The 12,683-nt window shown below is 38.5% G+C and carries 13 protein-coding genes; 11 read left to right on the forward strand and 2 right to left on the reverse strand.

Annotation, left to right across the window (positions count from 1 at the left end; genetic code table 11):
- Positions 1 to 2: 2 nt before the first annotated feature.
- The gene (locus tag GX497_11420; protein ID HHY73802.1) at positions 3 to 524 is read left to right on the forward strand and encodes a YwgA family protein; all 522 of its coding nucleotides are present in this window, start codon (positions 3 to 5) and stop codon (positions 522 to 524) included.
- Between the two features lie 12 nt (positions 525 to 536).
- Here GX497_11420 and GX497_11425 read toward each other — a convergent pair whose 3' ends face one another.
- Positions 537 to 749: a 4-oxalocrotonate tautomerase gene (locus GX497_11425; protein ID HHY73803.1), complete on the reverse strand. Its 213-nt coding sequence runs from the start codon at positions 747 to 749 to the stop codon at positions 537 to 539.
- Between the two features lie 182 nt (positions 750 to 931).
- Here GX497_11425 and GX497_11430 point away from each other — a divergent pair, with 182 nt between their 5' ends.
- On the forward strand, positions 932 to 1,423 hold the full coding sequence (locus tag GX497_11430; GenBank protein ID HHY73804.1) for a hypothetical protein: 492 nt from the start codon (positions 932 to 934) through the stop codon (positions 1,421 to 1,423).
- A 170-nt stretch (positions 1,424 to 1,593) separates the two neighbouring features.
- Here GX497_11430 and GX497_11435 read toward each other — a convergent pair whose 3' ends face one another.
- Complete coding sequence (locus GX497_11435; protein ID HHY73805.1) at positions 1,594 to 3,705, reverse strand: penicillin-binding protein; 2,112 nt, start codon at positions 3,703 to 3,705, stop codon at positions 1,594 to 1,596.
- 218 nt (positions 3,706 to 3,923) lie between these two features.
- Here GX497_11435 and speE point away from each other — a divergent pair, with 218 nt between their 5' ends.
- The 9 genes from speE to GX497_11480 all read left to right on the forward strand — a co-directional run bounded on the left by speE (position 3,924) and on the right by GX497_11480 (position 12,678).
- Positions 3,924 to 4,751 (forward strand): spermidine synthase, encoded by an 828-nt coding sequence (speE, locus tag GX497_11440; protein HHY73806.1) that lies wholly within the window; start codon positions 3,924 to 3,926, stop codon positions 4,749 to 4,751.
- Positions 4,752 to 4,928: 177 nt separating this feature from the next.
- Complete coding sequence (gene speB / locus GX497_11445; GenBank protein HHY73807.1) at positions 4,929 to 5,810, forward strand: agmatinase; 882 nt, start codon at positions 4,929 to 4,931, stop codon at positions 5,808 to 5,810.
- A gap of 274 nt (positions 5,811 to 6,084) precedes the next feature.
- Positions 6,085 to 6,474, forward strand: coding sequence for a GntR family transcriptional regulator (locus GX497_11450; protein ID HHY73808.1), 390 nt, complete (start codon positions 6,085 to 6,087; stop codon positions 6,472 to 6,474).
- Positions 6,467 to 7,369, forward strand: a complete 903-nt coding sequence (locus tag GX497_11455) for an ABC transporter ATP-binding protein (protein HHY73809.1) — start codon at positions 6,467 to 6,469, stop codon at positions 7,367 to 7,369. The genes GX497_11450 and GX497_11455 overlap by 8 nt, the downstream gene beginning before the upstream one ends.
- Entirely contained in the window at positions 7,344 to 9,371 is a 2,028-nt protein-coding gene (locus GX497_11460; GenBank protein ID HHY73810.1) for a multidrug ABC transporter permease, read from the forward strand. The genes GX497_11455 and GX497_11460 overlap by 26 nt, the downstream gene beginning before the upstream one ends.
- Before the next feature lie 126 nt (positions 9,372 to 9,497).
- On the forward strand, positions 9,498 to 9,923 hold the full coding sequence (locus GX497_11465; protein ID HHY73811.1) for a universal stress protein: 426 nt from the start codon (positions 9,498 to 9,500) through the stop codon (positions 9,921 to 9,923).
- Positions 9,924 to 10,085: 162 nt separating this feature from the next.
- Positions 10,086 to 10,535, forward strand: a complete 450-nt coding sequence (locus GX497_11470) for a DUF1934 domain-containing protein (GenBank protein ID HHY73812.1) — start codon at positions 10,086 to 10,088, stop codon at positions 10,533 to 10,535.
- 22 nt (positions 10,536 to 10,557) lie between these two features.
- A complete protein-coding gene (locus tag GX497_11475) occupies positions 10,558 to 12,228 on the forward strand; it encodes an arginine--tRNA ligase (protein HHY73813.1) in 1,671 nt (556 codons plus the stop codon).
- Positions 12,229 to 12,303: 75 nt separating this feature from the next.
- The gene (locus GX497_11480) at positions 12,304 to 12,678 is read left to right on the forward strand and encodes a DUF488 domain-containing protein (GenBank protein ID HHY73814.1); all 375 of its coding nucleotides are present in this window, start codon (positions 12,304 to 12,306) and stop codon (positions 12,676 to 12,678) included.
- Positions 12,679 to 12,683 lie beyond the last annotated feature (5 nt).

Raw genomic sequence — 12,683 nt, forward strand, 5'->3', positions numbered from 1 at the left:
TCGTGTTACAGGATCATGCCAAATTGATGCAAGTATTTTCATATGCGGGTGAAATCGTCGGTAGAAAAAAACTGCAAAAGATGATTTATATTGTCAAAAAACTACAGTTCCCTTTTAACGAAAAATATAATTTTCACTTTTTCGGCCCATATTCTGAAGAGCTAACATTACGAGTAGAAGAGCTTGAAAACAACGGCTTTTTAAATGAGCAAATGGAGAAAAAAGGTGGATATGTACAATACCGCTATACATTGTTGGAAGAAGGCAGAGAGTTTCTAAAACATTTTCAAGTGGACATGCCCCATTTGGAAACATGTGTGAAAAATATGAATGAGCAAAGCTCTCGTTTTTTAGAACTTGTATCAACAGTCCTTTACTTTGAGGACCTTTCAAAAGAGCAAGTAAAGGAAAAAGTGTTTACATTAAAATTTAAACAGCGCTATACAGATGAAGAAGTTGAACAGGCATATCAATACATCGAAACGCTCCGCGGACAAACAATAGTAATGGCTAGGTCAGTATAGACCTAGCCATGATCATTTTTCACTAGCCATTTTTCCGCCTACACAAAGATTTGTTTTTGGCATCTCTTCAATCATGACATGAACTCTATCAGCAGGTGCACCTGTAGTTTCAGCGACAGCTACCGTGACCTTTTCCGCTAAAGCCTTCTTTTGTTCATCAGTACGACCTTCTAACATTTTAATCGTGACATATGGCATAATCCCATCTCTCCTTTTTTGGTTCATATGTATTTTTAAAAGCTTAAAACTACATGAAATTATATCATAACGGATTTAGGGTGGGGAAATACGATAAGTCGAGAAAGATGAAGTTTTTGTGTTACGGTGCTAAAATAAGGATATCATGTTAATAATAGTATTTTAACTAAAATGTTTATTATTTTAAAAGAAAAGAGGTGTCTATCTTTATGAAAAAAAATCAATTTAATATTATAAAAAATGATTCAACTGATGGGCATGGCGGCTATGGCGTCGGGTCGGTTAGTTTAAATAATGTCTCGCCTGTCATTATTGATACGGAAAAACAAGAAGCCTTTATTGATATGGGAGCGCTTCATGCAAGAAGTGCGATTGAAAAGGGCATTAAGGTGACGGCTAACCGTGATGATGTGCCGAATGGTAAAACATATTGGGTCGTTTGGGTAACTGTTAACCGCAATGAAAAAGGGCCTTATTATCACGGACTAGGAGCTTGTGAGCTTTTCATTGACAGTGATGCACGGCGCGGCTATAAATCAATGCCAGAGCATGTGAATAATATGGACCGATCGCTAAAGGGCAGGGTCATCGTTGATAATATGGATGAACAATCAAGACACATATTAGGGGAATTTTTAAAAAATTTTAATGAGGAAATGTGGGCGAACACATCGGAGCAATTGAAAAAAGTATTGATTTGAAATATTTGAACTATTTTTGAACTTTCCGTAAATAGCTTGAGCTTTTTTCAAAAAAAAAGTAAACTAGTTTATAGTCTAAACACACACATAGACTAGGACAAAAAAAGAAACGAAGTGTCCCATATTGAGGAACACTTAGTTTCTTTTTTCTTTGCGAAAAAACATTATTTTTACCACCATTTAAACAGTTTATCGAACCAGCCTTTTTTCGGTTGTTCCTCCTTACGATAGTTCCTATCTAGTTCTCCATCGCCATTCGGCAAGTGAACAGAACAATATTCGGTTGGCTCCGTGCCTTCCACATAGTAGGATAAACGGGCGTTTTTGCAATTGCTTGTCGCAAGGTAACCGTTTGCTGGATCGACATAAGCTGGTATAACTCCTTTTGGCGGTTTAAACGTTACAAATGGCTTATCCTTTAAAACATCCTCCATATACTTTGCCCAAATTCGCTTCGCATACGCTCTTTCAGCGACAATGTCTATCGTTTTGTCACGGTCATAGCCAATCCAAACCCCTGTTACAAGCTGTGGTGTAAAGCCAATCATCCAGCTATCAGTTGTTGTTGTCCCAGATTTTCCAGCATAAAGACGTGTCAATTGGTTGGCAATGGATTGGCCGGTCACGGAAGTATAGGCATTTAATTTTTTATCAAACATTCCCGTCATTAAATGAGCGGTAACGAAGGCAAGCGCTGGGTCCAAAATTTGTTCTTTTGTTTGCTCGTATTCATAAATCACTTCGCCATTATAATTGGCAACTTTTTCAATAAAAATAGGTGCTACATTAGCGCCGCCGTTGGCAATCGTACCATAGGCTTTGACCATATCAATCATTTTCACTGTCGATGTGCCGAGCGCAAGTGATGGAACGGCATCAAGCTTGCTCGTTATGCCAAGTGTTTTTGCTGTTTCGACAAGTTTGTCAACACCTAAAAACATATGTGTTTTTACCGCATAAATATTATCAGATAAGGCAATCGCTTGTGCCATTGTAATGAAGTCGTTCGCATAATAATTATTATAATTGTCAGGACGATAAACCGACCGGCCTTCATCATATGGGAAACTCATTGGCTCGCTGCGCATGGTCGTTGAAGGTGTATATCCATGTGCAAGTGCCGCGTAATAGAGAAATGGCTTAAACGTGGAGCCTGGCATCCTCTCTGCCTGGGTGACCCGATTAAAAGGGCTTTTTGAATAATCACGACCACCAACTAACGCGCGCACCTTTCCCGTTTGTGGCTCCATTGATAGTAAGGCAACTTGGATTTCCGACTCTGGGTTTATAATTGTGTTAATATGCGTTTCCGCTTTTTCCTGAGCATCTGGATCTAATGTTGTGTAAACACGAAGGCCGCCTAATTCGATTGTCCGTTCATCAAGTTGGACAACATTTTTTAAAGCAAGTTTAACAGCATCTTGAAAATAAGGTGCAAGTTCTTTATGGGTAAGTTCATGATCATTTTTAAATTGCAATGGTGCTTCAAAAGCGTTTATTAACTGGGCTTCCGTTATGGTGTCGTTATTCACCATCGACTGAAGTACGATTTTTTGTCTAGTCTTGGCCCTTTTTTCATCAACAAAAGGGGAGTAATAGCTCGGTCCTTTAGGAATACCGGCAAGCATAGTAGCTTCGCTTAATGAAAGCTCATTTGCATGTTTATTAAAAAAATAGTTGGCAGCCGCTTCAATTCCATAGGCACCATGACCATAATAAATCGTGTTTAAATAGCCCTCGAGAATTTCATCTTTACTATAGTTTGTTTCAAGCCTAATTGTATATAGAACTTCCTCAAATTTCCGCTTCCACGTTTTTTCATGCTCTAAAAATAAATTTTTTGCATATTGCTGGGTGATTGTGCTTGCACCTTGTACTTTAGCCATCGCCTTAAGATCAGCAAAGATGGCACCGAAAATTCTGTGAATATCAAAGCCATAGTGATTATAAAATTTTCGGTCTTCAATTGATATCGTGGCATCAATAACCTCTTGCGAAACTTCATTTAATGGAATCCAATAACGATTTTCCCCATTATGAACGCCTTCACCGATTATTGTTTTTCCGTCACTAGCATAGTAGATTGTCGTTTGCGGCACCGAAAGTGGCGGCGGCCCTTTCATATAGCCATATGAGACTAAGCTAATAATTAAAATAAGAAGTAAGATTAATAGGATGATTCCAATAACAAAAATAGCCCGTAGCCATTTTCGCGTTTTTTCAAGGTTTTCCTCGGTAATAAGCTCCAATTCAATTTCCCCCCTTTTCCGTGAGATGAGCATAGTAGTAGTATTGGAACTTTTTATTAAAAATAAACATATACGGCTCCCTAGTTAGAAAAAATCCCTTGAAATTTCACTAGATTTCACTATAATCTGTATTTGTACTTTCTGTTTTTTCAGGAATTCCATCATTTTTATAGTTACATCGGGAATAGTAATAAAGCAGTGAAAATTGTGGCATAAGGTTTTTTTACTTTATGGAAAGGAATGGAGAAAAGATGGAATTATGGTTTACTGAGAAACAGACGGAAAGCTTTGGCATTACAGCGAAGATTAAACAGACTTTACATACAGAACAAACTGAATTTCAAAGGTTAGATGTAGTTGAGACAGTACAATTTGGCAATATGCTAATTCTAGATGGAATGGTTATGACTACAAAAAAGGATGAGTTTGTATACCATGAAATGGTTGCCCATGTTCCGTTGTTTTCGCATCCGAACCCTGAGGATGTTCTTGTTGTAGGCGGAGGGGACGGCGGTGTCATTCGTGAGGTTTTAAAGCATCCAAGCGTGAAAAAAGCGACTTTAGTTGAAATTGATGGTAAAGTAATTGAGTATTCTAAGAAATTTTTGCCGGAAATTGCTGGGGATCTTGAAAATTCACGTGTTGAGGTAATCGTTGGCGATGGCTTTATGCATATTGCTGAGGCGGAAAACAAGTATGATGTGATTATGGTAGATTCAACAGAGCCAGTTGGGCCAGCTGTCAATCTATTTACGAAAGGATTTTATTCAGGTATTGCGAAAGCGTTGCGAGAAGATGGCCTTTTTGTAGCACAGACGGACAATCCCTGGTTTAAAGCGGATTTAATTCGTGATGTCCAGCGCGATGTGAAAGAGATTTTTCCAATCGTAAGGTTATATACGGCTAATGTTCCTACATATCCAAGCGGACTGTGGACTTTTACAATCGGTTCAAAAAAGCATGACCCATTAGCAGTGGAGGAAAGCCGTTTCCATGACATCGAAACAAAGTACTATACAAAAGAACTACATAAAGCTGCGTTTGTTTTGCCGCGCTTTGTGGCAGATTTAACGAAATAAGCTAGCGTAGAGTATGAGTACTGCTGTCTATTGTCCTAATTTAGACGTTTATTGTCCGAGTTGCTCCCTTTATTGTCCAGTGGAAGATTATATTGTCTATCAACGGCAGTTTATTGTCCGAAAAAGCACTTTTATTGTCCGATTGCTAGTTATTGTAAATATGGAGGTTTAAAAAATATGAGATTTGATGAAACATATTCAGGAAATGTTTTTATAAAAAGTCATCCGCATTTTGAAGAAAGCGAAGCCGTTTTATATGGAATGCCAATGGATTGGACCGTAAGCTTTCGTCCGGGCTCACGATTTGGTCCAGCACGAATTCGTGAAGTATCGGTTGGGTTGGAAGAATATAGTGCTTATTTAGACCGAGAGTTGGAAGAGGTTAAATATTATGATGCCGGTGATATTCCGCTTCCGTTTGGCAATGCCCAAAGAAGCCTTGATATGATTGAGGAGTTTGTCGATGGAATTTTAGCGGCAGATAAGTTTCCACTTGGAATGGGTGGCGAGCACTTAGTTACATGGCCAGTTATTCGAGCGATGTACAAAAAATATCCGGATTTAGCAATTATACATATGGATGCACATACTGATCTTCGCGAGGACTACGAAGGGGAACCATTATCACACTCAACACCCATTCGCAAAGCAGCAGAATTGATAGGGCCAACGAATGTATTTTCTTTCGGTATTCGCTCTGGGATGAAAGAAGAATTCGAGTGGGCTAAAGAAGTAGGCATGTATATTGCGAAGTTTGAAGTACTAGAGCCATTGAAGGAAATTTTACCGAAGCTTGCTGGCCGTCCAGTTTATGTTACGATTGATATTGATGTATTGGACCCAGCATTTGCACCTGGGACAGGAACAGTTGACGCAGGTGGCATTACTTCCCGTGAACTACTTGCCTCCATCCATGAAATTGCCAAATCTGATATAAAAGTAGTCGGAGCAGACTTAGTTGAGGTTGCCCCAATCTACGACCCATCTGAACAAACAGCCAATACAGCAAGCAAATTGCTGCGTGAAATGATTTTAGGCTGGGTACAGAAAAGAAAATAGCCATTAAAAAAACACTTGTGGACTTATGGACAAGTGTTTTTTTATTGTCGGAAAACGGGAATTTATTGTCCGTTATTACATTTTATTGTCCAGAAATCCCCTTATATTGTCCGGGAATCGTAACTTATTGTCCAATTACCATAAAAAGGAGAATAAGTCTGCCGCCCAATTTGCCACAAATCTTATTATTGACAATACTGTATTATTCACTATAATACAGTTATAACACATAATACAACTAACACAGCAAGATGAGAGGAGGCTAACCAAAAACATGTTCCAATTAGATATCCGCAGCCGGGTGCCCATCTATGAACAGCTCGTCGAAAAGTTGAAAGACTTAATTATTAATGAAGTGTTAAAAGCAGACGAACAATTGCCGTCCGTTCGCCAGATGGCAAAGGATTTAACAATCAATCCGAATACGATTCAAAAGGCATACCGTGAATTAGAACATCAAGGCTATATTTACTCAGTGCCAGGGAAGGGCAGTTTTGTCACACCGCCGTCAGAGATCAACAAGGGGGAAAAGGTGAAGAAGATGAAACAAGAATTAATGAAATTAATTTCCGAAGCCATTTTTCTAGGAGTGGAAAAAGAGGAGATTGTTTCACTCATTGAAGAGGCGGAAAAGTCAATCAAAGGAGGGGAGAAGCATGATTGAAATAAAAAATGTCCGTAAAGCCTTTGAAGACTCGGAAGCTGTAAAAAATGTCAGCTTACATATTGAAAAAGGCTCCATCTATGGGCTACTCGGCTCAAATGGTGCGGGAAAAACAACACTTCTTAAAATTTTAGCTGGCATTTACAAACAAGATAGTGGAGAAATTCAAATTAACAACCAATTAGTCTTTGAAAATATTAATCTTAAGCAAAAGCTTATTTTCCTGCCTGATGCCCTATACTTTTTTTCACAATATACAATTAAGCAAATGGCTGATTACTATCGGAGTCTTTACCCATCATGGAATGAGGAACGCTATAAAAAATTAGGTAAAGTTTTTCCGATTGACGAAAATAAAAAGGTCCACCGCCTTTCAAAAGGGATGCAACGCCAGGTTGCTTTTTGGTTATCGCTTGCCACAATGCCTGATGTATTAATTCTTGATGAGCCGCTTGATGGCTTGGATGCGGTGATGCGACAAAAAGTAAAAAATTTACTCGTACAGGATGTTGCAGACAGAGAAATGACGGTCCTCATTTCCTCACATAACTTGCGGGAAGTGGAGGATATTTGCGACCATGTCGGGATTTTACATCACGGAGAAATCATTATTGAAAAAGATTTAGATGATTTAAAAGCAGATGTTCATAAAATTCAAGTGGCATTTAAAGCGGGGGAAACACCAGTACAATTTTTACAAAGTCTAGACGTTCTTTATCAGGAAACACGCGGAAGTGTGCTTCTATGTATTGTCAGAGGGAAAGAGGAGGATGTCACTGCAAAAGTACAATCGTTCCATCCTGTACTGTTTGACCTATTGCCGTTAACGCTGGAGGAAATTTTTATTTACGAAATGGGGGATGTCGGTTATGCAATCGAAAGTATCATCGTTTAAACGCGGCATTGTTTTGCAAGATTTACGCAGTGTTGGCTGGATCGGCATCATTTATCTAATCGCACTTTTGTTTGCAGTACCTTTGCAGTTAGTCATGCTGGCTGAAAATGATCAACTTTTATATCAACTAATAGAAACCCGTGGTCTTTTTACAGTTTTAGCTGGTGCTCAAGGTTTTTTAATATTTACGATACCGATTATACTAGCTGTTATTCTTTCACGGTATTTGCATGTAAAAATAGCAGCCGATTTCATTCATAGTTTACCAATTAAAAGAACAGCCCTATTGAACCATCATTTTCTCATAGGAGCATTTTTGCTAGTTGTACCGGTTATAATTACAGCTGTTTTTATTGCGATAGTACATGGGATATTAGGATTCGATGATTATTTTACAATGGTAGAAATTGCGAAATGGGCTGGAATCACTATTTTATTTAATCTATTTGTGTTTGTCATGACGATGCTAATTGGAATGGTTACAGGCATTTCGGCCGTACAGGTTGTCTTAACTTATATTTTTCTAATCTTTCCTGCTGGCGTTATGGTGTTATTTAATTTTAATCTAAAGTACTTTCTATACGGATTTGCTTATGATTATTACTTTAATCGAGATATTGCAAGTTTATCACCAGTGCTCCGGTTCGCAGAGATTTGGACTTGGAAGTTCACGATAACGGAAATATTGGTCTATATCGTAGTAACTGTCGTTTTCTACTTATTGACAATGTTTGCTTATAAAAAAAGATCTATTGAAGCTGCAACACAAGCGATTGCCTTCCGTTCTTTAAGGCCGATTTTCAAGTACGGTGTGACATTCTGTACAATGCTAGTAGGCGGGATGTATTTTGGCGAAACACAGCAGCAATCCATCGGCTGGATTTTATTCGGCTATATTTTCGGCTCCATCTTTGGCTATGTGATTGCTGAAATGGTGCTCGAAAAGACGTGGCGAATTTTTAGAAGGATGAAGGGGTATGTTGTCTTTGCCGTGGCTGTCGTTGCAATTGGTTTTCTGTTAATTTTAGATAGTACTGGTTATGAGAAAAAAATGCCGGCAGCAGCCGAAATTGAACGTGCTTATTTTGCTGAAGGTATTCACTGGTTAAAGGTGGGAGATGACGAAGCCGCTTATGGCGAAGTGATGGCTAAAGATGGGACTTTCATTGAAAGCGCCATAAATAATGAAAATCTCTTTTATTTTAACAATCCTGATAATATCAATTCCATATTGAAACTGCATCAGCAGTTAGTGATGAATAAAAGTAATAAAAAGAGTGACAATCCAAGGTACAATAAACACCTTGCAATTGCTTATGAGCTAAAAAACGGCTCGAAGGTCGTCCGCCAATACCAAATTCCTGAAAAAGCCTATCACGAATTCTTAAAGCCGATTTATGAATCAGAGGAATTTAAATACTCAAATTACGAGTTATTAAGATTAAAAGAAGGAACGACCATTGATAAGATATCAACTTCCTCAAGAATAAAAAGCTCTGTATTTGTTGATGCAAAACAAATTGAGGAAATAATCGATGCACTAAAATTGGATATGCTCGAAGAGCCGTATGAAGAAATGGTCAATAAGCGCGAAACATGGGGGCATATGGAGATATTATTAAGAAATAATGAACGCTTATACATTCCATGGAAAAAATCTTATACTCATTTCGAAGCTTGGTTAAAGAAAAATAATAAGCTAGAATTGGTTAAATTAATGCCAGAGGATCTCTCGTATGCAACGGTTATTCAAGTTGATGATAATTTTAGTGAAAAAGCATTCAACGGAATGTCCGGAGAGTTTATAGAGAATTTGTTTGCAAACAATGAGAACTCTTTCAAGATTGAAGACCCGAACCAGCTTGAAGAATGCTTATACGAAGCATCTTGGCGATTGGAAGGAGAATATTTACTTGCCATTCATTATAAAACAAATGGAAATCCCGATTTCTATGGCTTTGTTGATGTTCCACCATTCATCGTCGAACATTTTAAAAAATAAAAAATAGACCAGCTTAGTATGTTGCTAAGCTGGTTTTTCCTGTTCAAATAATAAGTTTTGACAGGAAAAATCACACGTTTTGTCGAATAATATAATAGAACGTCGATTTATAATTGGAGGTGCACGATGGAAAATACAATACTAGTCCCTGTTGATGGTTCAGACCATTCAAGAAGAGCGTTGAAATTTGCTGTTCATATTGCGAAAGGACTTCAAGCAAAAATAATTGTTCTAAATGTTCAGATAAGCCTTAATACACGTAATGTCAAAAGATTTATAAGCCAAGAACAAATCCGTGAATATCAAGAAGAGGAAGCACAAGAAGCTATCAATAAAGTATTAGATATAGTAGAAGGACAAGATATAGAGGTAGTGACAAAATTTAGAGTAGGGTCACCAGACATGGAAATTTGTAAAGAAGCAGGGGAAGAACAAGTAACCTCTATCGTAATGGGAACGAGAGGTTTAGGTGCTTTTAAAAGAAATATACTAGGCAGCGTCAGCTATAGTGTTCTACAACAAGCACCATGTCCTGTAACGGTTGTACCATAATAAAAAATATTTAAAAACCACTTCATATACGAACGCTTGGATGATCTTAAATGAAATCCAGGCGTTTTTCTAAAGTGACATATTCCCCACGTCTTCCTATTGCGAACATTGGATACAATTAATATAATAGATTAGTTAAAGAGACTATGAGGACGTGTCTAAATGGTGGAAAAAGATTCAGCAAAAATTCCAATCCGACTAAAGCTTGTAACTGAAATTCGCGATGGTGCAGGCCGAAAAGAATTGCTAACAACTAAGGTAGAAGGTACTTTATATTCGAAAGAAGATGCAACATTTCTTGCTTATAAGGAAATGATGGAGAACGTAGGCGAGATATCGAATATAATAAAAATCAAAACCGATGAGGTGACGATTATCCGTTCCGGTGGAGTATCGATGCGCCATACATACAAAAAAGGTGCAACAACCTCAGGCCACTACCAAAGTCCGTATGGAATGATGGAAATGGTCACAAAAACAGAAAACGTCGATTATACATACAGTACAAAATCACAAAAGGCGAAATTAGTCTTGTCATATCAATTGCAAATGCAAGGAGAATGGGTAGGCCGTCATCGGCTAACTTTTTTAATAGAAAGGCTCTATACATAAAAATTTTAGGAGGTAGTCCACGATGAATATCGTTGAACAAGTGAAGGATCGTTTAAAAGAGGAAATCAAAGCGGCTGTCATCAAAGCAGAATTGGCTAGTGAAGCTGAGATTCCTGAGGTTATTTTAGAAATGCCAAAAGAAAAAGCTCATGGTGATTACGCGACAAATATGGCGATGCAGCTTGCCCGCGTTGCTAAAAAAGCGCCGCGCATGATTGCCGAGCAGCTAGTCACTCATTTTGACAAATCGAAAGCATCGATTGAAAAAATTGAAATTGCTGGGCCTGGTTTTATTAATTTTTACATGAATAATAGTTACTTAACAGATTTGATTCCAACGATTTTAGAAGCGGGATTAGAATACGGAAAAACAAACACAGGTAACGGTCAAAAAGTTCAAGTTGAATTTGTTTCAGCGAACCCAACAGGGGACCTTCATTTAGGACATGCCCGCGGTGCTGCTGTTGGCGATTCCCTCTGCAATATTTTAGCTAAAGCAGGCTACGACGTCGCGCGTGAATACTATATTAATGATGCAGGCAACCAAATACATAACTTAGCGCTTTCTGTCGAAGCCCGCTATCGCCAAGCTCTTGGTCAAGATGCGTCAATGCCAGAGGACGGCTATTATGGTGCTGACATTATTGAAATCGGCAAAAAATTAGTGGAAGAACAAGGCGAAGCGCTTTTACAAAAGGATGAAAAAGAGCGCTACAAATATTTCCGCGAATATGGTTTGAAGCTTGAGCTAGCTAAGCTCCGTGAGGACCTAAAACAATTCCGAGTTGAATTTGACAACTGGTTTTCAGAAACATCTTTATATGAAAATGGTAAAATTGACATTGCGCTTGATGCACTGCGCTCAAAAGGAGAGCTATATGAAGAAGATGGTGCTACGTGGTTCCGTTCGACAACATATGGCGACGACAAAGACCGCGTACTAATCAAAAACGACGGCAGCTATACTTATTTAACGCCAGACATTGCCTACCACCAAGATAAATTAAAGCGCGGCTTTGAAAAGCTCATTAACATTTGGGGTGCAGATCATCACGGTTATATTCCAAGAATGAAAGCGGCCATTCAAGCCTTAGGCTATAATGCTGACACATTGGAAGTAGAAATTATCCAAATGGTAAATCTCTTCCAAAACGGTGAAAAAATGAAAATGAGCAAGCGAACTGGTAAAGCGGTAACGCTGCGTGAGCTTATGGAGGAAGTAGGCATTGACGCGATGCGTTATTTCTTCGCGATGCGCAGTGCGGATAGCCACTTGGATTTTGATATGGATTTAGCGGTATCGAAATCAAATGAAAATCCAGTTTATTATGCGCAATATGCCCATGCCCGTATTTGCAGCATGCTCCGCCAAGGAGAGGAACAAAATCTTTCCTATGAAGCCGAATTAGATCTTTCCTATATTCAAGCGGAAAAGGAAATTGATTTACTGAAAAAACTCGGTGAATTCCCAGAAGCGGTTGCTGAAGCAGCTGAAAAGAGAATGCCGCACCGCATCACAAATTACATCAATGAGCTTGCCTCAGCACTTCACAGCTTTTACAACGCTGAAAAAGTAATTAATCTTGACGAGCTTGAAAAATCGAAGGCACGTTTAGCCTTAGTAAAAGCTGTACAAATTACATTGAAAAATGCCTTAGATTTAGTTGGCGTTTCAGCACCTGAGAAAATGTAAAAATATCATGTCAAAGCCCTCGGCAGTTTCCATTTGGATTCACCTGAGGGCTTTTGCGCTAAGGAGAAATAAGTTATGCATATTATAAAAAATAATCTTCAAATAAAGCGCATATATGAGCCGCCAACTACTAATGATGGCCTGCGCGTCTTAATTGACCGGTTATGGCCGCGGGGCATCGCAAAAGAAAAGGCAAAAGTCGACCTTTGGCTAAAAGAAATCGCCCCAAGTCCAGAGTTGCGAAAGTGGTTTTCCCATAACCCAGAGCGTTTCTCGCAATTCCGCGAACATTACTTAAAAGAATTACAGGAAGATCCAGTCCATAAAGAGCAAGTAGAAATATTACAGCAAAAAATGACTGAACGTCCTGTCACATTGTTATACGCAGCGAAAGATTGCGTACATAATCATGCGGTTATATTGTATGAGTTTTTAATTGATAAAAAGTAAATCTC

Source organism: Bacillus sp. (in: firmicutes) (assembly GCA_012842745.1).
GTDB lineage: Bacteria > Bacillota > Bacilli > Bacillales > Bacillaceae_J > Schinkia.